This window comes from Rhizohabitans arisaemae, assembly GCF_025996515.1.
Classification (GTDB): Bacteria; Actinomycetota; Actinomycetes; order Streptosporangiales; family Streptosporangiaceae; genus Rhizohabitans; species Rhizohabitans arisaemae.
Genome location: NZ_BLRH01000034.1, coordinates 643135 through 667614 on the forward strand (window position 1 = coordinate 643135; position 24480 = coordinate 667614).

Sequence of the window (24480 nt, forward strand, 5' to 3'; positions counted from 1 at the left end):
CGCGGGCCGGGCATTTCAGCCGGTCTTGATTCTCATGTCGAGGCGTGGCGGCCGGTGAAAGGGAGCCCCCAGATAGCTGTCAAGCAGCCAATCATGGGCATCGGTGGGCAGATAGGTCTCCACTGCGGTCAGCCCGGGAAGCGGTTCGACCTCCGTCAGCACGTCGGCCAGGGTCCTCCCTTCGGGAACGACCTCCTCACCGCGGTTGTTCCGGATGGGGCCCCGCCAGAGGTCGAGCCGCCCCGCGCGGATGGCCTCGGCCGCCCGCCGGGCCTGCAGGGCGAGAGCCTCGGGCACGAAGTCGGCGGGCTCGGTGTTGAAGACCACCCCGTCACCGGCGTGATAGTAGCGCCAGGACGGCCGCCACGTGCCCGCGGCCACCGCTTCGACCGTGGCGACATAGTGCGGGGTCCAGTCCACCAGATTCCCGACGAGCACATGGTCGGGGGCGAGGTGGCGGCGGTCACTGTTGCGTACCGTGGTGTAGCAGCTTCGGGCCGCCGCGGTGAGCACCACGGTGTCGTTCTCCGTAAGGGCGCCACCGATCACATCACAGCCCAGATCGGCCAGCTCGTGCACGGCCGCCGCCTCGCGTTCGGGCGCCATCCAGCTTCCGACGGTGCGGGTGTGGATGCGGGCCTCGGGATTGGCGGCACGAATGCCGAGCGCGAAGGCGTTGAGATAGACGACCTCGTGGCCGGTGGCGACGGGCACGCCGATGAGGCCGCTGCGGGTCATGCCGCCGGCGAGAATGCCGGAGACGTAGGCGATCTCCTCCACCGCTTCCCGGAAGCTGCTGACGTTGGGGGCCAGGCGCATGCCTTGGCAGATGTCGAACCTCGTGTCGGGGAAGTCCGCCGCGATCTCCAGCACGAACGGCTGATACCCCTTGCTACCGAGAAACACGATGTCCGCCCCGTCGTCGGCGAGGCGGGCGAGCAGGTCCCGACCTGCCTCATCCTCTCCGACCCGTTCATGGGCGGTGGTCCGCACGACGTCGCCCAGCCGCTCCTGCAGGCGGATGCGACCCTCCTCAAACGTCTGCGCCCAGCAATGCGGATCGTCGATGTCGGTTCGGTAGACGAACGCGGCGCGCACGGTCATACGGTGACCTCCAAGTCGATGACGGCCTTGACCGCCTTGACGAGCTCATATCCGGCGTGGGTGCCCAGGCCGGGGATGATGAGCTGGTCAAGGTGGAGTTCGGCGGCGAGCGCGGCGATCTTCGGCGCGCATTCGACGGGACTCCCGACGAAGGAGAACCGGGTGACGAGATCTTCGCCGATCAGCTCCGCCGCCTGCTCCTTGCCGCTGCGGGCGACCGTGTCACGCAACTCGGCGATGAAGCCGGGGGCCACCCCGAGCCGCCGCAGCATGTCAGGCGGGGAATCCGGCAGTGCGTAGGTGAGTTCCACCTGCTGGCGCCGGTAGGAGGCCGGGTCCATGGCGAGCTGGGGGCGCAGGCAGAGTTTGATCCCCGGATTGATCTCACGCAGGCGGGCCACGACTCCGGCGAGTTCTCCCAGGGGGAACCCGGCGATCATCACTCCGTCGGATTCGCGCGCGGCGAGTTCCAGCATTCGGGGCCCTTTGGCCGCCATCCAGATCTCCGACCCCGGGCAGTGGCCGCGGGTGAGCGTGATCGCCTCGGCGAGCCTGGCCAGCGGCCGCTCGGCCCGCAACCCCAAGGGGCCCAAGGCCAGTCCGCCGCCCGCCACCAGGCACAGGCGGGTCCGCCCGGCGGTGTTCTCATCGGCGGTCCTCAACGCATGCGCGGTCACCAGCGGGTGGCGCGAGTAAGGGTTGGTGGGGCCGACGCCGAGGCCGATACGGTCCGTGCGGGCCGCGATGGCACCGAAGAGGAGCCAGGGATCGGGCGCGTTGAGCCCTTCGTCGGGGATCCACACGTGGTCGAGGCCGATCGCTTCAGCACGGACGGCGATCTCCACGACCTGGGCGAAGGTCGCCCCCGGGGTGAACAGCGAGGTGGCGAGTTCCACGTCGTACCTCCATCCATAGTTGCTTAATATTCAGCAACTATGGGGTCGGGCGTCAACCCGCGTTCCGCAGGAGGGAACCGGCACCGCCTTTTTGTGGCGCGGACCCGGTGCTCGTCTCACACCGCGCAGTCGGGAAGGTCCCGCAAATGCTCAACCGCCCTGTCGAGCCCCGGCCCCAGGACGGACACCCCCTCAGTGGGCAGATGAGCCAGGAAATCCACTCGAAGTGTGCCGACGACCACGGACCGCCCGACGGCGACCGCCCGCTCCCCCTTCTCCGTCAGCACGGCGTAGGTCGTCTTGCCACGCACCGGATCCTCCTCACGCACGACCAGCCCCAACCGGACCAGTCTGTCGATCAGATGGGCGAGCCTGCTACGGGAGAACCACACCTGGTGCGCCAACTCCGCCATTCTCAGCCGGCCCGCCGCGGCGATCTCCACCAGTACGCCGTAGTCGGCGTGGGTGATGCCCGCCTCCTGCTTCAGTCGGCGATCCAGCAGCACGGAGATCAACCTCCCGCCCTCCAGGAAGTTCCGCCAGGCTCGCAGTTCATCCGGGTCAAGCCTTGACACGTCATCGGACATGCGCCGAACCCTAAGTCCTGTTTCCTGGATCTCCCAACACGTTCATGAGGTGCGGCCCACCCGGTGTTCATGGTTGGTGTAGGAGACCTGACGCATGCCGAGCAGACCTTGGCCCTGCCGCACCGATTCCGCCGCCTCAACCCACGGAGAGATTCGCGCCGACACCCGCAGCGAGGCTTGATCCCCACGTGGTCAAGGACCGGTGAGACGGACACCGCCCCGAGAGCAGGACCGGGGAGGATCAGCGAGCGGAGCTCATCGGGATCGACGATGAACCGGAGAACCAGTGGGGTTCGGGGCCCGCCACCTCTCCATGCCACTCTGGAGCGCCTCCCGCTCCACCAAGATCCGGGTGGGGGCGCCGTCGCCCAGGCCAGGAGTCCGGCCGGGGGTCTCCCGTGGCATCTCCAGTGGCATCTCCAGTGCACCGTACGAAAACCGGGGTGTCCATGAATGGTACGATACAGTACCGTACTATTCATGGAGATCTTGATTGTCGGCGCGGGCCCGAGCGGGCTGACCCTCGCCAACGTCCTGGCCGCGCACGACGTCCCGTTCCGGATCGTGGACGGCAAACCCGGTCCGGTACGGGAGTCTCGGGCGGCCATCGTCCACGTGCGCACCCTGGAACTCCTCGACCGGCTCGGCCTGAAGGAGCAGGCGGTGTCACGCGGGGTGCCGGTCACGCGCGTCGAGGTGTACGAGCGTGGCCGCAAGGCGACCGGGTTCCCGCTCACCGCCGGTTCCGGCGCCTCACCTCTCGCCCTCCCTCAGGATCAGACCGAGCGGCTGCTCGTCGAAGGGCTCGCGGCGCGGGGCTGCGAGGTCGAGTGGAACACCCGCCTGCTGGATCTGAACGGCGGAACCGCCGTCATCCGCAGGCCCGGCGGCGGCGAAGAGGACGTCGAGGCCCGCTGGGTCGTGGGCGCGGACGGGGCGGGCAGCCGGGTACGGCATGCGCTGGCCCTCGGCTTCGCCGGCAAAACCTACGACCAGACCGGGCTGCTCGCGGATGTGACGACGGACGCCCGGCCGGCACCGGGAACGCTGCGGCTCAACCTGACCGGGGGCGGCTTCGTGGGCATGCTGGATCTCGGCGACGGCTCCCATCGGCTGTTCGGCGCGGTCCCGCCCGGCATCGCCGCCGCCTGCACCGGGGACGAGGTCTCCCACGACGCCTACGCGCAGGTGAGCCTGGAGGACATCCAGCGGTGGTTCGACGACCTGTTCGCCGTCGACGCCACGCTGACCTCCGCGGCGTGGACCGCGCTCTTCCGCATCCACAGCCGGATGACCGAGCGGTTCAGGGTCGGCGGCACCTTCCTGATCGGCGACGCCGCGCACATCCACAGCCCGGCGGGCGGACAGGGCATGAACCTGGGCATCGGGGACGCGGTCAACCTCGGCTGGAAGCTGGCCCTGGTCGCCTCGGGCCGGGCGGACGAGCGGCTGCTCGACTCCTACGAGACCGAACGCCTCCCCGTCGCCAGGAGCGTGCTGCGCGGCACGGATCGCGGGTTCGCCCTCGAAGCCGCCGAATCCCCGATCGCCACCTGGGCCAGAGCCCATCTGGCCCCCCGGCTCGTGGGCCCGGTCATGCGCCTCGGCCCCGTACGCGAGCGGGTCTCGCAGCTGTTCGCGCAGACCTGGATCCACTATCGCGACAGCCCCGTGGTCTCCGGCCCGGGAGCGGGCGAGCGGGCCGACCCGGGGATGACACCGGCCGATCTCCTCCATCACCTCGTCGTGCCCGGCGAAGACGCCCGGGTTCGCGCCGAGGCGATGTTCGCCAACCCTCCGTTCGGCATGGGGATCCACCTGGTTCCGGCCGCGGATCCGCTGGTCCGGCTGATCCGGCCCGACGGCCACGTCGGCTTCGCCGGCCCGCTGGAAGCCCTGCCCGCCTACCTCGCCAGGGTGTACGGCGGCGCCCGGTGATCCCCGTACGCTGGGGGTCATGTCCGTCGTGCCCCTGCGGGGAGGCCCTGCCAGAGAGACCGAGCTGCTTCAGGCGACGCTCGACGTGCTGCGCGAGACCGGCTACGACCGGCTCACCGTCGACGCGGTCGTGGCCAGGGCCCGTGCCAGCAAGCAGACCGTCTACCGCCGGTGGCCGTCCAAGGCCGATCTGGTGGTCGCCGCCTTCACCGACGCGGTGTCGGCCGTTCCCGAGCCTCCCGACACCGGCTCCCTCCGCGACGATCTCATCGCCCTGCTCGACGACCTGCTCCGGGAGCTGGCCCACCTCGGCGACGTCATCTCCGGTCTGGTGGGGGAGCTACGCCGTAACCCGGACCTCGCCGCCGCGATGGGCGAGGGCTACATCTCCACACGGAGAACCATGCTCACCACCGTGTTCGAGCGTGCGCTGGCCAGGGGTGAGCTGGCCGCCGACGCCGACGTGGACCTCCTGTGGCAGCTGGGCCCCGCCACGATCTTCTTCCGCGCGTTGATCAGCGGCGAACCGGTGGACCGTGAGGTGACCCGCCGGCTGGTCGACCACGTCATCGTGCCGCTCGCCCGCAAGCCCGGTTAGTCGGCGTCCGCCGGTGCGGCACCGGTGAGAAGGGACTGCACGATCGGGCCCAGCCAGGCCACCAGCACCTCGTGGTCGGCCTGGGCGACGGGCTGGAGCCGCACCGCGTACCGGGCTGTGGCCAGGCCGAACAGCTGCGCGCTGACCAGGGCCGCCCTCAGCTCCGCGTCGGGTCCGCCGAGCCGGTGCGCGATCTGGCCGGCGAACTCCTTGTCGATGAACTCGCGAAGCATGCCCGCCGACTCCTCGCGCGACACCGAGGACCTGGTCAAGGCCATCAGCGGTTCGAGATCGTCCGTGCCGTCCCACACCTGGAGGAATCTGCGCACGATGTGCGCACCAAGGCCGTCGAGCCCGTCGGCGAGCATGGTGGCGATGGGTTCGCGGGGACTGCCCGGCGCGTTGAGCACCGCGGCGAACAGCCGATCCTTGCTGCCGAAGAAGTAGTGGATCATCGACGGGTCGACCCCGGCGTCCGCGGCGATGGCGCGTACCGTGGTCTGCTCGTAGCCGTCGGCGGAGAAACGCGCCCGCGCCGCGTCGAGGATCTTCTGCTTACTCTCCAGGCCGGAGCGCCATCTGCCCCGCCGGCCAGGTTCGGTGGATTCTTCCGCGCCCATCGCACGCATCGTATCCCGCCTTTTTCTCCAACGGTGTTGAAGTAATGCATGAGCCTCGCTACATTTCTTCAACGTTGACCAAGAAATAGGGGGGAGCCGTGAACACGCTGACCGCCGGCTACCCACGACGACACCCTCGACCTCGGCAAACAGGCGTTCCCGGTCCGCCGGGACGGCGTCGTCGCCTGACGCTCACCCCTGTCACCCAGCCCGGAGGGGTGTCCCCTCCCCCACCATGAAAGGACCGTCCATGACTGATCTGTCCACCGTGCTCATCGCAGGCGCCGGGCTCGGCGGCCTCTGCCTCGCCCAAGGGCTTCGCAAGGCCGGGATCGACGCCGTCGTCCTCGAACGCGACACCTCGCCGAACACTCGAGGACAGGGGCACCGGGTGCACATCGACTCCCGCGGAGAGGCCGCCCTGCGCAGTTGCCTGCCCCCCGCCCTCTACGACCTGTACGAGGGGACCTGTGGCCAGCCCAGTGAACGTTTCATGCTGATCTCCGCAGAAGGTCCTCGCCTGGAGGAGGTCCCCGTCCCGCCCGTGCCCGGCGGCTCGACCACGATCAGAGCGGGGAGGGCGGTGAGCAGGCAGACCCTGCGCGAGATCCTGCTCGCCGACCTGGACGACACGGTTCTCTTCGGCAAGCGGCTGGTCGGCTACCGGCATGAGGAAGGCGGGGTCCGGGCCCGCTTCGCGGACGGCACCTCATACCTCGGCGACCTTCTCGTCGGCGCCGACGGCATCGGTTCCGCCGTACGCCGGCAACTCCTGCCGCACGCCGAGCTGGCCGATGTCGGCATCCGATGGATCGGCGGCAAGAGCCCCATCAGCAAGGAGATCACCTCCGCGCTCCCGGAGGGACTGTCCCGTGCGTTCGCCGCCGTGACGGGGATGCGGCCCGCCATGCTGGTCGGCTACATGCGCTTCGCGACCCACCCCAATGAGGCGGGGACCCGGTCCGGCGTCCGGCTCACCGAGAGCGACGACTACGTGATGTGGGCGATCACCATACAGACCGGCGACCTGCCCCATGCCGACGCGGAACTGGCGGCCATGTCCGGCCAGGACCTGTTCGGTGTGGCGCGACGGCTGGCGGGCACCGTTCATCCGGTGATGCGCGACATCGTGGGACACGGCCGGCCCGAGCAGACCTTCTTCCTCCAGCTGGGCTCGTCCGTCCCCGTCGAGGCGTGGCCGGCGAGCAATGTGACACTGCTGGGCGATGCCATCCACGCAATGCCGCCGTCTCTGGGATCGGGGGCCAACACCGCCCTCGCCGACGCGGCCTCGCTCACGGCCGGCTTGGCCGCGGTTCGCCAGGGGCACCTGTCCCTGCTGACCGCCGTGGCGGAGTACGAGACCGACATGCTCACCCGGGGTTTCACCGCGGTGAACGCCTCCGTGAACGCCATCGACACCGTCGCCCGCCGCATCGTGAGCTGAACCCGCCCGGTCGGGAACCTGTGAGGCGGCAACCACCGTGAGTAGTCCCCACATGCACTTGCCGGTAAGAACTCCCAGCCCGGAAGGCCATGAAACCATCGCATGGAGCAGGCGGGTCAGACTCGTGCCGGGGCAGGGAGCGTAGGACGGTATCCGAGAAACAGGCCGTCTTTCGGCACCTGCTGAACTCACCCGGTGTCGAGAAGATTTACTTTCGTTCCATTGAGTACACGCTTGGCGAGCTCAGAGACACCTTCACCGAGCTCACCCCCGACGATGTATTCGAGTCGTTCAGGGTCAAGACCCGCTCGGCAGCCGAAGCCGATCACCTGATCTCCCTAGCGACTCGGCTGCCCGGCGTCAGCGACGCTCACCGACTGTGAGCATTCACGACATCAGTGCACGGCCTACATCGCCGGCCCTTGGGAGCCGCTCCGGAATCGATCGGGACACGGGCCTCAGGTTCGGGTGGATTCGGCGGGGCCCAGCCATCGGTCGGCGGCGGCCCGGAGGGCGTCCAGCTCCGCTGAAGCAGGCTGGGGTGACGCCGTCGCCCAGGCCACGTAGGAGTCCGGACGAAGGAGAAGGGCGGTCGCTCCGGACACGGGGGTGAGCGGCCGACCGGTGACGATCTTCACCCGATCGCTCCAGGGGGATGCCGCAGCGGCGACGGAAGCGTCCTCGGTCAGGTCGAGGAGGAGCGGGCGGGCGTCGTGGGTCAGCTCGGCGAGCCGTACCGTCCCGATCTCGGTCCGCACCTCGATCTCCGGGGCGAACCCGCCGATCAAGTGATGTGCGTCCCCCACGCCCATGTCGTAGCGGACATCCGCGCCCGCGGTGAGGTCGGCGAGGTGCCGGACGGTCTCCCGGTGGCGGAGCAGCTCGGTGAAGATCTCGCGCAAAGCGGTGACGTCGTCGCCCGGGGCGATCAGCGCGGCCTGCGTCTGGGCGTAGACGATCATGCGCTGGGCCGCCCGGCGACGCTCGGTCTCGTAGGTGTCCAAGAGCCCGGGCGGGGCGGTGCCGTGAATCTCGGCGGCGAGCTTCCAGCCGAGGTTGACCGCGTCCTGCAGGCCCACGTTGAGGCCGGGCCCGCCCCCCGAGGCGTACACATGGGCGGCGTCACCCACCAGGAAGACCCTGCGGTCGGCGAATCCGTCGGCCATCCGGGTGTTGCCGCCGGACTGCCGCCGCAGGACGTGGGGGCCTTCGCCGGAAGGCGGGCCGAGCGGCACCTCGGCACCGAGGACCCGGTGGACGCTCGCCTGCATCTCCGCGAGGCTCATCGGATCCGCGGGTTCGGGTCGATCCCACTCGGTGGTGCTGACCAAAGCAGGCAGGCCGGGGAACGGCGCGTAGGTGAAACCCCCTCCCCCGGTGCGGATCGGCAGGAACGGCACAACGGTGCCGTGGCCGGGTACGTTCAGCGCCCCGGTCACCGGGTCGACCCACTCCGCCGGAACGGTCGCGTGCGCCGTACGGGTGGTGGTCCGGTCGTAGGTGACGCCGGGAAACCCGATCCCCGACAGTTTGCGGGTGACGCTGTGCGCGCCGTCCGCGCCGACGAGGTACCGGGCCCGCAGCCGGTACGGCGTGTCCGCCTCAACCTCGGCGGTGACCGCGTCCTCGTCCTGGGACACGCCGACGACCCGGTGGCCTTCCCGGATCTCCACCCCGAGTTCGAGGGCGCGCTCCCGCAGGACCCGCACGAGGTGGGGCTGGGGCGCGGCGAGGGCGTGGATCGGGCTGTCGTCGAGCAGGCTCAGGTCCATGGCCATCGCGGCGAACATGAAGTACGCCGAATTCGGCTGCGGCGGTCCCGGTTTCCCGGCGAGGCGCTCGTACAGGCCCCGGTGGTCGATCATTCTCACGACCTGTCCGAGCAGGCCGTTCGCCTTGGGTTCGGTACTCGGCTCGGGGAGTCGTTCCAGCACGATCGGCCGGACTCCGGCCAGGCTCAGCTCGCAGGCGAGCATCAACCCGTTCGGACCGCCTCCGACGATCACGACGTCGGTGAGCATCGGTGTTCTCCTTCTTCTGGGTGAGAGGGGGTGACAGCCGGGTCGTCACGGGGCGGGCAGGCCCGCGGCGATCCGCTCGAACACCTCGCGCAGGGCCACCTCGATCGAGCCGGCCGAGCCCGTGCGCAGCCACCGGGTGATGGCGACGGCGCTGCCCGCGCCGACCACGGCGGCGACCAGCTCCGGGTACACGTCGTGCACCGGGTCGGTGCCGGTGCGCTCGGCGATCGCTTGGACCAGCTCGTCCTGTGCGGCCGCGTTCGCCTTGGCGAGCTCGCCCTGGAGTGCGGGTTCGGCCAGCATGAGCCTGAGCCCGTCCCTCCAGCGATCGGCGCCGGGAGCCTCGTCGTCCGCCTCGGCTCCCAGCCCGAACTGCGCCCGCGCCGCGATGGCGATCGACTCCCAGAGGGGTTCGCCGGACGGCCGGGCACGGAGTTCGTCGGCGATCGCCCGCATCCGGTCCAGGTGCCGGGCGGCGACCGCCTCGGCCTTGTTCGAGAAGTAGTTGCGGAAGGTGCGCACGGACACGTTCGCCGCGGCGGCGATGTCCTCCACGGTCACGTTGTCCCACCCCCGCTCGACGCAGAGGCGGATCGTGGCGGAACTCAGCGCGAGCCGAGTCTCCCGCTTCTTGCGCTCGCGCAACCCGTCTGTCATGGCGATACCGTAGCAAATCTTGCCGAAAAGGCAAATATGCCTATCCGGCAATTTCTAGTCGAGCATGCCGATGAGCGCCGTCGACCCCGTCACCTGGGGCATCGTGTCGAAGGGCCTGGATGCGGTACGGGCCGTGCCTGGCACACCTTGGGCGATCAACGGGTACGGGCCGGACGGTCACCTCGGCCATAGGGGGATGCCGAAGGCCGTACCCGCTCCGGGTCTTCTATCCGGCGAATGCGATCAGGGACCGGTGAGACGGCGGTCGCCCCGGGTGGTCGCCACGTACACCTGCCAGTTGTAGTAGGCGTAGTAGTTCCGAATGTCCCGCTTGATCTGGCGCGCGTACAGCTGCACCGCGTTCACGTATCGGTAGGAGTGGTTGTAGGCCCAGAGCGCCCGTCGGTAGTCGCGTGGAGCGCCGGAGGCGCGCAGGTAGTTGGCCGCGCCGAAGAGGGCGTCCTGGGTGTCGTGGACGTTCCCGCCCATGCCGTACGCGGCCCAGGTGCCGGGCATGAACTGCATCGGCCCCTTGGCGCCGGTGTGGCTGGGCGAGCGCACCCGACCGAACTTGGTCTCCACGAACATGACCGCCGCCAGCACCTCCCAGTCGACCCCGAAGCGGCGTTCGGCCCGACGGAAGTAGCCGAGCAGGGCGTCGGCCGGTTCGGGCTCCTGAACCCGGAACTTGACCGCCCCGCTGATCGGGTGGACGAGGGTGAGCAGGTCCCGGCCGGCCGTCACGTTGTCCTTCGCCGGTCCGGCCAGGGCCTTGGGCAGCTTGGCGTAGGTGAGGGATGCCACCTGGGGGTTGCGTGCCAGGTATCGGTAGATGCGCTGCTGGTGGAGGGCCAGCAGCACCACGGGTTCCGGAGCCTTCCCTTTGAGCCCCCAGCTGTCGATGGCGCGCCGAAGCTCCGCGGTCGTGGTGGTCAGGGCCCGGGCCAGCTGCGCCGGGTCCTTGGGGATCGCCACGTCCGGGGCGGGCAAAGCTGGTGCCCGGCGGGTGGGAGCCGGCTTCGACACGGGCGCGGCCGACTGCTCGGGGACCGGCCGGGTCGCCGTCGGGCTGGGCGGGGCCGACGAGGCGATGCTCTGCGCGCTGCATCCGGAGAGCAGCAAGGCCAGGCAGACGAGTGGTACGGCCACCGGCCTGCCACCCGGAACCTTCCCCTGTGACGTCATTCTCCGCCCCCTTGTCCGGCCGTGTGCCCCGTGAGCCCTGAGAACCTCGGCATGGCGCACCCGGAGAACACTACTGAAGCGGCCGACCCGACACGCGGAGAAGCGGACCGGGCTCGGCGAACACTCATCCCATGGGGTGAGAAGAGGGGCCGGAACAGGGCCGCCTCCGCCTCAGCGGGGAGCCGGCGAATCCGGTCCGGCTCCGATGCGGGCTCCGGGCCCGACCCGGGAGTGTAGGCGGATGACCGATCTGCTCGCGGCGGAGTGGCTGAAGCTGCGCACCCTCCGCTCCACGTTCGTCGTCCTGGCGGTTGTCGCCGCGATCCTGGCCGCCGGGCTGCTGCTCGCCTGGTACATGACCGGCGTCTGGGACGGGCTCACCGCCGAGCAGCGGGCCCGCTCCGGGATGTCGCCACCCGCTTACCTGGTTTCGTGGGTCGGCTCCCTTGCGCTCGGTGTGCTCGGCGTGCTGACCATCACCTCCGAGTACGCCTCCGGCATGATCCGGGCCAGTGTGGCGGCCGTGCCTGCCCGTGGCCGGCTCATCGCCGCCAAGGCCGCGGTCGCAGCGGCGGTCGCGCTCGCCGCAGGGCTTGTCGCGCTTTTCGCGGCCCATCACCTCAGTGAGGTGATCGTCGGCGGACGGCCGATACCCGGGCTGGTCACGCAGGGAAGCCAGGTCCTCCCCCTGCTGGCGACCGGGCTGTCCATGGCGGTGTTCGCGTTGCTCGGCCTCGGCCTGGGGGTGCTCACCCGGTCGGCGGCCGGTTCGATCGCGATCGTCGTCGCCCTCTGGCATCCGCTGCCGATCATCGTCGCCAATCTGCCGGAACCATGGTCGGAATGGCTGGGTTCGCTGATGATCGCCGCTCTCCCCGGCCAGATCGCGGGCACCGGCAACGAAAACTCGATCTTCGGCGACCGGCTTCCGCCACCGATCGCGCTCGTCGCCCTCCTGGCCTACGCGGCCGTTCCCCTGGCGCTCGCCGCCTTCACGATCACCCGCAGAGACGCCTGACCACCCTGGATGCCGTACGGCGTGCGCCTGCTCACTCTCTAGGCCAGGCGGACGCCGTATGCGGGTGGCGGCACAGCCCACCCGCCCATCCGTGAGCCCCGGCGCAGGCCGGAGAACGCCTGCACAAGACCTGCACCGGTCCCCCGGACCTGCACCGATCACCAGGAGGTGTCCGGCTCCGTCTTCGCGGCCGAACGGCATGCGCACGGGCGTCGAGGCCCCCGGCGCAGCCCGTACCGAACTCCCCGCTGCCCTGGTACGACCGATTCAGGCTGGTCGACCGGGTGATGCGAAGTCGCCGGCGTGGTCGATCACCCATTGGCGGTAGGTCCGCGCGGGACGCCCGGTGACCTGCTCGACGAGGCCGGTGACCGGCTCGGGCTGGGACGTCGCCTCCGCCATCGCCTTGAGGGTGTCGTCGACCGTGTCGGGGGGCAGCCAGGCGAGGAAGTACTCCCGTGCCTGCTCCGGGGTGAGCTCCTCGAAGCGCAGGGGGCGTCCGATCACCTCACCGAGCGTCTGTACGCGCTGCGCCTGGGTCAACGCCTCCGGCCCGGTCAGGTGGTAGGCGACCCCGGCGTGCCCCTCCTCGATCAACGCCCGCACCCCCACCGCCGCCAGGTCGGCCTCGTGGACCAGTGACCGCGCCCACCCGCCGAAGGGCTCCCGGACCACGCCACCCTGCCGGATCTCCGGAGCCCAGCCGAGGTCGTTGGCGGCGAAACCGCCGGCGCGCAGGAAGGTCCAGGCCGCACCCGATTCCCGGATCAGCCGTTCGATCTCGGTGTGGGAGAGGTTGATCGGGTCGGTGGGCCGCCGGTCTCCGTCGGCGGCCCCGGCCGAGGAGAGATAGACGACCTGCGGCACGCGCCGCGTGATCTCCCCGATCACCGCGGTCGCCGCGTGGTCGGCCTGCAACGTGGGCCAGACCAGGAACACCGCGCCGACCCCGGTCAACGCGGCGTCCAGGGAGCCGGCGTCGGCCAGGTCCCCGCGAGCCACCTCGACGCCGGACGGGAACCGGGCCGCCTGCGGGTCGCGGCTCAACACCCGGACGTCGGCGCCGAGCTCCACCAGCTGGGCCACCGCCTGCCCTCCCACCTTGCCGGTGGCTCCGGTCACCAGGATCATCGGTTTCTCCCCACTATTCGAGTACAACGTACCCCAAACATAGAAGTTCAGGAACGCTGTACGCAAATCCGCCCGGCCCCCGAGCACCCCGTCGGCCGGCGCCTTCCGGAAAGACCGGGTACACGGATCCCCCGGCTGATCGTCGGTCCTGATCGCGTACGGCGGGCCTGGCGGACCCGGGATCTCCACGACCGCGCAGCTGGCGAAGGAGTGGGGAAACTGGTGGCGGCCGATCATGTTCGCAATTGGTAATACACTTCCTCAATCATGGGGATTAGCGGCATAACCAGCGCAAATATCCCATCGACCCCAGTCCGTACCGCAGTTCCGGCGTCAGACGCCGCCTCCCGGACCGTGTGCCAGAGAACTTTTCCCCTTTTGTCGATGTCGTAGGGGGCACCGAACAATGTCCGAACACAGGTGGCAGATGACATCGAGCATGCTGGAGGCGACCGATCCGCAGCGGATCGCCGGATACTGGCTGGCGGGACGGCTGGGCGCGGGCGGTCAAGGCGTCGTCTACGAGGCCTACGACGAGTACGGCCGCCGGGTGGCGCTCAAGCTGTTCAACGGGGCGACCGACCGGCTGGTCAAGGAGGTCGAGGCCGCCCGCCGCGTCGCCTCGTTCTGCACCGCGAGACTGCTCGCCGCCGACCCGACGGCCGAGCGGCCCTACATCGTCAGCGAGTTCGTCGAAGGGCCGAGCCTGCGCCGCGCGGTGTCCGAGACCGGCCCGTTCGCCCCCGACGCGCTGTACCGGCTGGCCACGGCGCTCTCCACCGCGCTCACCGCGATCCACGCGGCGGGAGTGATCCATCGGGACCTCAAACCCGACAACGTGCTGCTCGGCCCCGACGGCCCCCGGGTGATCGACTTCGGCATCGCCCGCGCCCAGGGCATGTCCCTGACCTCGACCGCGTCCGTACTCGGCACCCCCACGTACCTGGCGCCCGAGGTGCTCCGCGGGGAACGTGCCGGGGAGGCCTGCGACGTGTTCGCCTGGGGTGCGGTGATGCTGTACGCGGCCACCGGGGAGGACCCCTTCATGGCCGAGCACATCGGGGCCATCCTCCACCGCATCCTCTCCACCGAACCCGACACCTCCGCCCTCCCCCCGCGGATGCGCCCGCTGGTGACGGCCGCACTCGCCAAAGACCCCGCCGAGCGGCCGAGCGCGCGACGGCTTCTCCTGTCCCTGCTCGAAACCGAGGCCGCCGCGGGGGACCCGCTGGTGGCGGGCGACCAGGTCGCCGCCGCGATGCGTTCTCCGCTGGAGGAGAACCATCCGATGCTCGGTGCCCGGGCCGAACGCGCCTTCCTGCAGCTGGCACCCGAGGTCCGCGAGCGCGCGCCGAGTGTGCTGCTGCGGCTGATCGGCGTGGCGGAGGACACCGGCGAGGTGCTCCGCCGCGCCGACCGCACCGAGCTGATGGAGGACGAGCAGGCGAACGCCGTGGTCGCCGGATTCACCGCCGCCGGTCTCATCCTGGAACAGGACGGGATGATACGGCTGGCGCACCCGGCCCTGCCCAGAGCCTGGGCCCGCTTCCGCGGCTGGCTCGACGAGGAGCGGGACGGGCTCCCCGTCCATCGGGAGCTGACGCACGCGGCCCGGCGCTGGGAGGGCGCCGGGCGGCGGGCCGGCGACCTCTACCACGGCAGCACGCTGGAGCGTGCCATGCAGTGGGCGGCCACGGGTCGCCGGCATCTCACCCTGTCCTCGGAGGAGCGGGGGTTCCTCAACGCGAGCACCCTGGCCACCCGCCGCAGACTCCGCCGGCGCAGGTTCCTCAGCGGCGTGCTCGTGGTGCTGACGGTCCTCTCGGTCTCGGCGGTGGTCTTCGCCGACCGGCAGCGCCGTGCCGTGGCGGCCCAGCTCGACCTGGCCGTCTCCCGCTCCGTGGCGACCCGGACGGCCGTACTCCGCGACACCGACCCGCGGCTGGCGATGCTGTTGAGCGTGGCCTCCTGGCGGATCGCCCGGACCGCGGAGGCACGCGGCGCGCTGCACCGCTCGCTGTCCCAGCCGCTCACCGCCGTCTACACCGACCCGTACGTGACCGACGACACCGTGTACGGCATGGGGCACCACGGGAAGACCGTGGTCGCCGCCGGTCAGGGCCGGGCCCGGATCCACGACGTGGCGACGGGGAAGACGGTCCGCACCGTCGACGGCATCGGCGCCAAGGTGTACGCGGTGGCGCTCTCCCCCGACGGCCGGACCCTGGCCGTTCAGGGCGACAAGCACGTGCGGTTGTGGGACACGGCCTCGGGCAAGCCGGTCGGACAGCCGTTCGGGCCCCCGGGGAACGGCATCCTGTGGGGAGGCATGCGTTTCACCGACTCCGGCAGGCACCTTTACGTCTCCGGCGGACACGACGTCGGCCGGACCGGGTGGTATGACGTCGCCACCCGGCGGCTGCTCCACGCACCGGACGGCGGAAAGGCCACGGCGGTCAGTCCGGACGGCCGGTTCGTCGTCTCCTCGACCGGCGACGGCGCCCAGGTGTGGGACACCACGTCGGCCCGGCAGGTGGCCCCGCCCCCGGGGACGGGCTGGCGGGGCGACCACCTGTTCTACTTCTCGCCTGACTCCAAGACGCTCATGGCGGCCGGTGATCCCACGGAGCAGTCGGCCAAGACGACGTTCCATCAGCTCCCCACGGGCAGGCTGCTCGGCACGCTGGACCGGGGCCTGCGGCATCCGGTGTTCAGCGACGACGGGAAGCTGCTGGCGGGGGCCGACGGCACCGGCGGCCTGGTGGTGAAGGTCCCCGAGGCCGGGATCGTGCTCACCGGGGACTTCCTGGCCGAACGGTTCGGTCCCGGCAACACCGCGCTGTACGGCTTCACCTCGAACTCCACCTGGGTGGACGTCCTGGCGGAACCCGAGTTGCGGGGCCGTCGCGGCGGCGGGGTCTGGACGCGGGACATCTCCGCCGAGGCCGCCCGGGCACGGCCGGGAGGGGTCGGCGGCTCCAACCCGTATGCGGCGCTGAGCCAGGACGGCGCCCGCGCCGCCGTCGGGGTGAACGGCAGGGCCGTGCAGATCTGGGACACCCGGAGCCTTCGGAGGATCGGCGGGCCGATCATCGTCGGCTCGGCGACGGAGTCGATCAGCGGGCCGTTCGCCCTCAGCGCGGACGGGGCGTTGCTCGCCGTGCCGACCTTCGACGAGATCGGCGTGTGGGAGACCGCCACCGGACGGCGTCTCGGCGGCTTCCCCTCCCCGGAATCCCGCAACGTCAGTGTCGTCGGCATGGCCTTCAGCCAGGACGGGGCCCTTGTCGCCCTGAACGGGAACCTGCAAGGGGACAGCTCGCAGGACGGCCAGCCACCGGCCGAACTGTGGGATTGGCGCCGCGGCGAGAAGAAGGAGCTCAAAGGCACGTCCACATTCGCAGCAGATCTGGCGTTCCACCCCGACGGCCGCCTCCTGGGCCTCTCCGAGCACGGTGAAGTCCAGCTGGCGGACATCACCGCGGGCTCGAAGATCGACAGAGAGCCGGTGGGCGGGGTGCTGCCCTCCGGGGTCCTGGCGTTCCACCCCGACGGGCGGCGGGCCGCCCTCGGGGACGTCCAGGGCACGATCCGGATGTGGGACAGCAGATTGACCGCCACCAGCGGCCCCCCGTTCCTGACGATCACCACGCGGAGGCCCGTCCGGGAGCTGGTGTTCGCGCCCGACGGGCGGACCCTGGCGAGCCTGGCCGACGACGGGAGCGTCCGGCTTTGGGACGTGGCTTCCGGATCGGAGCTCGGACAGGTCCTGAACCGCTACCACTACGGCGAATTCGACCAGACCCTGTCCGGCCAGAGGTCACTGGCTTTCAGCGGTGACGGCACACGGCTGTACGGCATCACCTCCGACGGTGCTCTGCGGTCGGCCCTCGTCGATCCCGCAGGCGTCGTCGACGCGGTGTGCGAACGAGCGGGCCGGAACCTGACCGAAGCGGAGTGGAAGCAGCACATAGCCGAGCTGCCGTACCGATCCGTCTGCCCCTGACGGACGGAAGTCGCCACCGGGCGGTGAAGACCCGCCGGCCCTTTCCCGCCCGGTTCGGGCCGCTCCCCATCGCCACATGATTACCAATCGTTGACTTATGATTTACGCTGAGTGACAGCGAAGGGGACGTCGACCGGTTCTCGTTGCGGGGATGGGAATCATGAAGTGGCGCTTACTGATGTCGGTCTCAGTCGCAGGACCCGGCCGGTCACCCGGAGGTGCGCGGTGAGCGCCACACCCGACGAAGACGTCACGCCGGGGCGGGAGCCGGCCGGATACACCGTCGACGCCCGTGAGGCCAGTGGGGTCCAGATCGGGGAACGCAACACGCAGATCGTCTACACCTATCCCCCGCACACCGGTCGGCCGGCCGGGAGCGACCTGGCCCCGCCCCCGCTCGCCGCGGTGTCGGGCTGTTTCGACTCCCCCTATCGAGGGCTGAACGCGTTCGGAGAAGGCGACGCGGCCTTCTTCTTCGGGCGGGAGACCACGGCCGGCGACATCCTGCGCCGCCTGTCCCGGCGGCCGGCAAGCCCCGGGATCACCGTCGTGTCGGGGGTGTCGGGGGCGGGTAAGTCCTCGCTGGTCCGGGCCGGGGTGCTGCCGCGGATCCGCGGGGCGGGACTGCCCGGCGCGCCGGAGGCGGCGACGTGGCCATGTCTGCTGCTCACCCCCACCCGCGCCCCGCTGGACGAGCTGGCCCTCGGGACGGCGGCGCTGGCCGGGCTGGACGCCGCCACGGTCCGGCGGGCCCTCGCCGACGACCCGGCCGGGTTCGCCCTCACCGCGCGCCAAGCCGCGCTGGCCGCACCCGGCGCCGGGCCGGACGGGAACGGGCGGCGGCTGCTGATCGTGGTCGACCAGTTCGAGCAGCTGTTCACGCTCTGCCGCCGGGACCGGGAACGGCGGGGCTTCATCGCGGCCCTGCACGCCGCCGCCGTCCCCGAGGCCGACCCCGCCCCGGGCCCCGGACCCGCGGCCGTGGTGCTGCTGGTGGTGCGCGCCGACTTCGAGGCCCGCTGTGCCGACCACCCCGACCTGATCACCGCCGTCCAGGACCGCTACCTGGTCACCGCGATGACCGAACGCCAGCTGCGGATGGCCGTGACCGGACCGGCCCGCCGGGCCGGCGCGGTCGTCCAGGACGAACTGACCGAGACCCTGCTCCGCGAGATCTCCACCCGCAGGCCCGGGTGCTCCTCCCCCGCGCCCGAGGCCCTGTACGGCGCGGGGGTGCTGCCGCTGCTCTCCCACGCGCTGGACCAGGCCTGGCGTCACCGTCTCGACCCCGCCGCGGTCACCTTGGCCGACTACGAACGGACCGGCGGGATCGAGGGTGCCGTGGCCGCCAGCGCCCAGCACGCCTACGAACGGCTCACCCCGGCCCAGCAGAGGACCGCCCGGCAGGTGTTCACCCGGCTCGCCGCGGCGGGCGACGGCGGGGTCGACACCGCCGACCGGGTGGCCCGCGCCGACCTGACCCAGGGTGATGCGGCCGACGGGTCGGACGTCGCCGTGGTGCTGGAATCCTTCGCCGCCGAGCGGCTGCTGACCTTGGCCGCCGGCACCGTGGAGATCACCCACGAGGTGCTGCTGAGCGCCTGGCCACTGCTCCGGGACGTCTGGCTGGCCGAATCCCGGGCCGACCGGACGATCCGGACCCGGCTGCGTGACGCCGCGGCCGAGTGGGACCGCAACTCCCGCGATTCCTCCTACCTGTACGGCGGCAGCCTGCTGGAGACCACCGCCGAGGCGGCGGCGAGGATCGGCGCCGACCCGGACCGGCACACCCCCCTGGGGCGGACCGAGCGGGCCTTCCTGCGCGCGGGTGACCGCGCCCGGCGGCGAAGGGTACGCCGCCGCCGCGCCGTCACCGGCTTCCTGCTGGCCCTGACGGTCGCGTTGACCGCCGCGGCGGGGGTCGCCCTGCGGACGAGCCGGGACGCGGTCCGCCAGCGCGACGTCGCGGTCGCGGGGCAGCTGGTCAACCACAGCCAGACCGTGGCGGACACCGACCCCGCCCTGGCCGCATTGGAGAGCGTCGCGGCTTGGCGGCTCGATCCGTCCGCGGAGACCCGCTACGCGATGCGTTCCACGGCGGCACGGCCGGGTATCGCCGCCCTCGCCGGTCACGGCCGCTCGGTCACCTCCGTGGCGTTCAGCCCGGACGGGAAGACCCTGGCCACGGGGAGCCATGACGAGACGGTGGTCCTGTGGGACGTGGCCACCCGACGACAGACCGCCTCCCTCGCCGGTCACAGCGGATCGGTCACCTCGGTGGCGTTCAGCCCCGACGGAAGGACACTGGCCGTCGGCGGCTATCCCAGGACCGTGCGGCTGTGGAACGTCGCCACGCGGCGGCAGATCGGCGTCGATCTCCCCGGCCACACGGGCTCGGTCGCCTCGGTGGTGTTCAGCCCCGACGGAAGGACACTGGCCACGAGTGGCGCCGACAAGTCCGTGCGGCTGTGGGACGTCGCGACGCGCCGACTGATCGCCGCTCCTCTCCGAGGCCATTCCGAACGCGTCGTCTCCACCGCGTTCAGCCCCGACGGGAAGACCTTGGCCGTCGGGGGCGACAACACGGTGTGGCTGTGGGACGTACGCACCCGGCGGCGGATCGCCACCTTCGACGGCTACACCAGCGGGGGCGGCCCGCTGGCCTTCAGCCTGGACGGACGGCGACTGGTCACCGGTGCGGCGCAACTCTGGGACGCGGTCACCCGTCGCCGGATCGGCGGTCCCCTCGACGGCCACACCGGGCGCGTCAACTCGGTGGCGTTCAGTCCCGACGGCGTCACCCTCGCCACCGGCGGCGACGACGGGACGGTCCGGCTGTGGGACGTGGTCACCCGAAAGCAGATCGGCGCCTCCTACACCGGGCATACCAGGCCGGTCACCTCGGTGGCCTTCAACCACGACGGGAGCATCCTGGCCGGCGGCGGCCACGACCATTCCGTCCGCCTGTGGGAGGTGATCAGACATCGTCAGATCGGTTCCCCCCTCGTCGGCCACACCGACGGGATCATCTCCATGGCGTTCAGCCCGGACGGCGCCACGCTCGCCTCCGGCGGCTTCGACACAAGGGTGTGGCTGTGGGATGTGGCCGGTCGCCGCCGGATCGCCCCCCTCGCCGGCCACACCACCCCGGTGACCTCGGTGGCGTTCAGCCCCGACGGGAAGACCCTGGCCTCCTGCGGCGGCGACGGGACGGTCCGGCTGTGGGAGACGGCTTCCCGGCGGCAGATCGGCGCGCCGCTCACCGGGCACCCCATCGGGCTGACCTTGGCGGCGTTCAGCCCGGACGGCAGGACCCTGGCCACCGCCGGCGATCGCGCGTTGTATCTGTGGAATGCGGGCACCCACCGGCGAATCGCCCGCCTCGACGGTCACGCCAGTCTGATCACCTCGGTCGTGTTCAGCCCGGACCGGAGGGTCCTGGCCACCGGCGGCACCGACGGAACGGTGGTCCTCTGGGAGGTGGCGAGGCACCGCCGAATCGGCGTCCTCCGGACCGGTCACACCGACGGCATCACCTCGATGGCGTTCGGCCCCGACGGGAGCATGCTGGCCGTCGGCGGCGACCGGACGCTGTCGCTCTGGCTCGTGCCCGAACGCCGCCAGGTCGGTTCCCCCATCACCGGCCACACGGACAACGTCGTCTCGGTGTCGTTCGGTCCCGACGGCACCACCCTGGCCTCCGGCGGCCTGGACCGGACGGTGCGGCTGTGGGACGTGGCCACCCGCCGTCAGGTCGGCGCTCCCCTCACCGGCCACACCGGCCCGGTCACCTCGGTGGCCTTCAGCCCCGACCGGAGAACCCTCGCCTCGGGTGGCGGCGATCAGACGGTACGGCTCCGCGACGTGACCGCCGTCTCCGACGTCCCCCACCGGCTCTGCGCCCGCGCCGGGCGCCCCTTCACTCCCGCCGACTGGGCCCGCCACATCCCTCCCGGCCCCGAATACCGGCCGCTGTGCCCGTAGACCTAGATGACGCCGAGAGGGGTTACGGTCGACTCAAGAACTCAAGTCCATGATTCGAGTCAGCCTTCCTTTCCATTGTTCCGGAGCAACGATGGCTATCCAAGCTCCTTCGGGCCCCTGGTGTGCGGGCGCCGTACGGCGTCGGTCAGGTGAGGACGACGTCCCAGGAAGCAGGGTCGTCGGCGATGAAGGTGAGCAGATCGTGTGCTTCGGCGAGGACCGCGGTCCGGTCCTGCGCGCGCACGGGGCGGAACAGGCCGACGCGCAGGGTGTGATTCCGCACCGACCAGACGCCGGAGACGAATCCGTCGACCAGGACGGCGGGGTGTACCACCGAGTGTCCCGGCATCACCCGGGGCCGGTCGGAGTCGGCGATGATCCGGTTCCGGTTGGCGTGCCCGAGGACGACGTTGTCGAAGGCGGGCAGGAACCGCACCGGGGCCGGCAGGTCCGGGTCTGCCAGTGGCGCGTCCGGCAGGTCGAACAGCTCCTTCCCCCGCTCGTCGCGGTAGACCCGGAGCCGGGGCCGCATCAGGTCGAAGACCTGGCGCAGCCGGGTGAGGCCGGACCAGGTCTGGACGTCCTTGACGCTCGCCGGGCCGAAAGCCGCCAGGTACCGCGTGATCAGCGTCTCGGCGCACGGCTCCGCCATGGGCCGGCCGAGCCAGGTGTCGGCGAGGGTGAGGGTGACCTTCCGGTTGTTCCAGCCGCCCCAGGCGCCCGTGGCGGGCAGGTGGGTCAGGGGCAGCAGGTATTCGGCCGCCGCGGCGAGGGCCCGCCCGTCGCGGCCGGGGTGACGTTCGGCGAGCCGCTCGCCGAACTCCCGCCGGGTGAGGCTCCGGCCGGACAGGAACTCGCGGCCGAGTTCGTCGAACGCGGCCGGGTCGAGCCCGCCGGTCTCCGCGGAGCGGCCGCCCATCCCGGCGAGGCGGCTGAGGACGGGCTGAATCGTCGGGCGCAGCCAGGTGTAGTCGGCACCGCCGGCCAGGTGCTGGGTTCCGCGCAGCATCGTGGAGCGCACCACGCTCCGGTCCTGCAGCAGCCCGGCCAGGTCCTCGCGCCGGAACCCGGCCTTTCGCACCCACAGTCCGATGTACGGCCAGTTGGCCTCCTGCCCCTGCAGGGCGACGAGGTGCTCGACGACCTCGATCGCCGGGCGGGTGGTCCGGTCCAGCAGGTACTGCCGCTGGAGCAGGGTCCGGTTGAGGGTTCGCAGGGAGAGCACCGGCGCATCGGTCATGGGTACGACAGCTCCTTAACTTCACCGAGGTACGCTCAGGCTACGAGCCATAGCGGCCAGTTTCTGACCGCAATTCACCCCGGAGGTCGTACAATCCTCTGTGCCGTACGCCTGCGGCGAGGACCGCTCGCGCGAGGGATCCGGCCGGGCTGAGCCGGGGCTCCCGGACCGTCGTCCAGGCCGGGTAGGTGGGGGCGCACCCACGCCTGGACACCCTCCGCGGGGACGCCGGTCAGTGGATCTCGGGGCGGGGACGGGCGTTGCGCAGCCGGATGCCGCTCCAGCCGAGGGAGCTCGTGATCACGGCGTCCCAGAAGCCCCACAGGTTGTCGAGCACCCGCAGCTGGATGCCGGCGTCCTCGTGCAGGCGGAGCAGGTCGCCGACCGGCTCGGGCGGGCCGAGCGGCTCCACCGGCTCGGTGGCGACGAACGCGTTCGGCACCGGCTCCCCGTACGGCCGGAAGTGTTCCGCCGAGAACCGGTAGGCGAACAGCCGGACGTCGCGGAGCCGGTCCACCCAGCCGTACTCGATCGCGTGCACCCGGTCGGCGCCCCCGGGACCCAGGATGTGGTCCCGGTCGGCGTCCGTGGTCGTGGGGACGGTCCACGCCATGGCCCGGGGACACTGGCGGGGGAACCAGTAGTCCGGGGCGCGGGCGGCGTCGACCGCCCAGACGTAGGCTTCGGGCTGCCGCGCGGTGGCCGCGACATGCGGAACGAAGCTGCTGATCGTCGGGTCTTCGGAGAAGTGCAGCACTTCACCTGGCTGGGGACGCATGTCAGGTTTCCAGCGCATTCTCCGCCGCCCGGGCGTGGAACAGCGTGCGTTCCCGATCATTGCGGGTGAGCTCCGCCGCACGGGTGAACTCGACCCCGGCCTCGGCGTGCCGGCCGAGCCGGGAGAGCAGGTCGCCCCGGGCCGCGGGAAACTGCGGGTAGCCGGCGAGGGCGTCGGCGAGCGGGTCCAGCAGGGCGAGTCCCGCGGCGGGTCCGTCGGCCATCCCCACCGCCACCGCGCGGTTGAGCTCCACCACCGGGGACGGGGTGTGGCGGGCCAGCAGCGCGTAGAAGCCCGCGATGCGCGGCCAGTCGGTGTCGGCGGGGTCGTGCGCCTGGGCGTGACAGGCGGCGACGGCGGCCTGCAGGGTGTACGGGCCGGGCGGGCCCGCCGCGACGGAGCGCTCCAGCGCGGCGAGACCTCGGCGGATCAGGAGCCGGTCCCAGCGCCGCCGATCCTGGTCGAGCAGGAGAATGGGCGTGCCGTCCGGGCCGGTCCTGGCGGGTGCGCGGGAGGAGTGCAGCTCCATCAGCGCGGCCAGCCCGTGCACCTCGGGCTCGCCGGGCATCAGTTCGGCCAGGAGCCGGCCCAGGCGCAATGCCTCCCGACAGAGGTCGGGGCGGATCCAATCGTCGCCGGCGGTCGCCGAGTAGCCCTCATTGAAGATCAGATAGATGACGCCGAGGACGGAGCGGAGCCGGACCGGCAGGTCGGCGGCGGACGGCACCTCGTAGGGGATGTTCTTGTCGGCCAAGGTGCGCTTGGCCCGGACGATCCGCTGAGCGGCGGTCGGCTCGCCGATGAGGAAGGCCCGCCCGATCTCCTCGGTGGTGAGACCGCCGAGCAGCTTGAGGGTGAGCGCGGCCCGCCCTTCCGGCTTGAGAACCGGATGGCAGGAGATGAAGATGAGACGGAGCAGGTCGTCTCCGACCGGGTCGTCGAGGCCGGCGTCGAGGTCGGGTTCGGGCTGCCGCTCCAGGTCCCGGCCGACCTCGGCGAGCTTCCTCCGGTAGACGGTCTCGCGGCGGAACAGGTCGATCGCGCGGTTCTTGGCGGTGAGGGCGAGCCAGCCGCCGGGGTTCTCCGGGACGCCGTCCACCGGCCACCGCCGGAGCGCGGCGAGCAGGGCGTCCTGGGCGAGCTCCTCGGCGAGCCCGACGTCGTGGACGATCCGGGTGAGGCCCGCGATGATCCGTGCCGATTCCATCCGCCACACCGTCTCCACGACTCGGACGGGATCGGTGGTCGTCATGGCCACCGATCCTGCCAT

General features: G+C 71.2%; 17 protein-coding genes. 6 read left to right on the top strand and 11 right to left on the bottom strand.

Translation table 11 applies throughout. The features are described from left to right. Positions 1-15: 15 nt before the first annotated feature. The 3 genes from RUR_RS18535 to RUR_RS18545 form a co-directional block, all read right to left on the bottom strand. Positions 16-1104, bottom strand: a complete 1089-nt coding sequence (locus tag RUR_RS18535) for a BMP family ABC transporter substrate-binding protein (protein WP_283136334.1) — start codon at positions 1102-1104, stop codon at positions 16-18. Beyond that, complete coding sequence (locus RUR_RS18540; protein WP_283136335.1) at positions 1101-2000, bottom strand: LLM class flavin-dependent oxidoreductase; 900 nt, start codon at positions 1998-2000, stop codon at positions 1101-1103. Before RUR_RS18540 ends, RUR_RS18535 begins: the two co-directional genes overlap by 4 nt. 116 nt (positions 2001-2116) lie before the next feature. Next, positions 2117-2587: a MarR family winged helix-turn-helix transcriptional regulator gene (locus RUR_RS18545; RefSeq protein WP_283136336.1), complete on the bottom strand. Its 471-nt coding sequence runs from the start codon at positions 2585-2587 to the stop codon at positions 2117-2119. Positions 2588-3067: 480 nt separating this feature from the next. Here RUR_RS18545 and RUR_RS18550 point away from each other — a divergent pair, with 480 nt between their 5' ends. Together RUR_RS18550 and RUR_RS18555 are read left to right on the top strand one after the other, a co-directional pair. Then, complete coding sequence (locus tag RUR_RS18550) at positions 3068-4525, top strand: FAD-dependent monooxygenase (protein ID WP_283136337.1); 1458 nt, start codon at positions 3068-3070, stop codon at positions 4523-4525. Between the two features lie 19 nt (positions 4526-4544). Further along, positions 4545-5123, top strand: a complete 579-nt coding sequence (locus RUR_RS18555) for a TetR/AcrR family transcriptional regulator (RefSeq protein WP_283136338.1) — start codon at positions 4545-4547, stop codon at positions 5121-5123. On the opposite strand, the gene RUR_RS18560 is transcribed toward RUR_RS18555, so the two are convergent. Next, on the bottom strand, positions 5120-5743 hold the full coding sequence (locus tag RUR_RS18560; protein ID WP_283136339.1) for a TetR/AcrR family transcriptional regulator: 624 nt from the start codon (positions 5741-5743) through the stop codon (positions 5120-5122). The genes RUR_RS18555 and RUR_RS18560 overlap by 4 nt on opposite strands. Positions 5744-5993: 250 nt before the next feature. Between RUR_RS18560 and RUR_RS18565 the strand changes: the two genes are divergently transcribed. Beyond that, on the top strand, positions 5994-7190 hold the full coding sequence (locus RUR_RS18565) for an FAD-dependent oxidoreductase (RefSeq protein WP_283136340.1): 1197 nt from the start codon (positions 5994-5996) through the stop codon (positions 7188-7190). 458 nt (positions 7191-7648) lie between these two features. On the opposite strand, the gene RUR_RS18570 is transcribed toward RUR_RS18565, so the two are convergent. The 3 genes from RUR_RS18570 to RUR_RS18580 form a co-directional block, all read right to left on the bottom strand. Further along, complete coding sequence (locus tag RUR_RS18570) at positions 7649-9211, bottom strand: FAD-dependent monooxygenase (RefSeq protein ID WP_283136341.1); 1563 nt, start codon at positions 9209-9211, stop codon at positions 7649-7651. A 45-nt stretch (positions 9212-9256) separates the two neighbouring features. Further along, a complete protein-coding gene (locus RUR_RS18575) occupies positions 9257-9868 on the bottom strand; it encodes an acyl-CoA-like ligand-binding transcription factor (RefSeq protein ID WP_283136342.1) in 612 nt (203 codons plus the stop codon). Positions 9869-10111: 243 nt separating this feature from the next. Further along, positions 10112-11053, bottom strand: coding sequence for a transglycosylase SLT domain-containing protein (locus RUR_RS18580; protein WP_283136343.1), 942 nt, complete (start codon positions 11051-11053; stop codon positions 10112-10114). 241 nt (positions 11054-11294) lie between these two features. On the opposite strand from RUR_RS18580, the gene RUR_RS18585 reads away from it, so the two are divergent. Next, the gene (locus tag RUR_RS18585; RefSeq protein WP_283136344.1) at positions 11295-12071 is read left to right on the top strand and encodes an ABC transporter permease; all 777 of its coding nucleotides are present in this window, start codon (positions 11295-11297) and stop codon (positions 12069-12071) included. A gap of 267 nt (positions 12072-12338) precedes the next feature. Here the strand turns inward: RUR_RS18585 and RUR_RS18590 are convergent, their stop codons facing one another. After that, positions 12339-13202 carry an NAD(P)H-binding protein gene (locus RUR_RS18590; RefSeq protein WP_283136345.1) on the bottom strand — a complete coding sequence of 288 codons (864 nt, stop codon included), beginning with the start codon at positions 13200-13202 and terminating at the stop codon, positions 12339-12341. Positions 13203-13629: 427 nt separating this feature from the next. On the opposite strand from RUR_RS18590, the gene RUR_RS18595 reads away from it, so the two are divergent. Further along, positions 13630-17208, top strand: coding sequence for a serine/threonine-protein kinase (locus tag RUR_RS18595; protein ID WP_283136346.1), 3579 nt, complete (start codon positions 13630-13632; stop codon positions 17206-17208). A 225-nt stretch (positions 17209-17433) separates the two neighbouring features. Then, entirely contained in the window at positions 17434-21192 is a 3759-nt protein-coding gene (locus tag RUR_RS18600) for an nSTAND1 domain-containing NTPase (protein WP_283136347.1), read from the top strand. Positions 21193-21337: 145 nt separating this feature from the next. Here the strand turns inward: RUR_RS18600 and RUR_RS18605 are convergent, their stop codons facing one another. The 3 genes from RUR_RS18605 to RUR_RS18615 form a co-directional block, all read right to left on the bottom strand. Continuing rightward, positions 21338-22432, bottom strand: a complete 1095-nt coding sequence (locus RUR_RS18605) for a winged helix DNA-binding domain-containing protein (protein WP_283136348.1) — start codon at positions 22430-22432, stop codon at positions 21338-21340. Positions 22433-22664: 232 nt separating this feature from the next. Further along, on the bottom strand, positions 22665-23210 hold the full coding sequence (locus RUR_RS18610) for a DUF6886 family protein (RefSeq protein ID WP_283136349.1): 546 nt from the start codon (positions 23208-23210) through the stop codon (positions 22665-22667). Position 23211: 1 nt separating this feature from the next. Beyond that, on the bottom strand, positions 23212-24462 hold the full coding sequence (locus tag RUR_RS18615; RefSeq protein ID WP_283136350.1) for an RNA polymerase sigma factor: 1251 nt from the start codon (positions 24460-24462) through the stop codon (positions 23212-23214). Between the last annotated feature and the right edge of the window lie 18 nt (positions 24463-24480).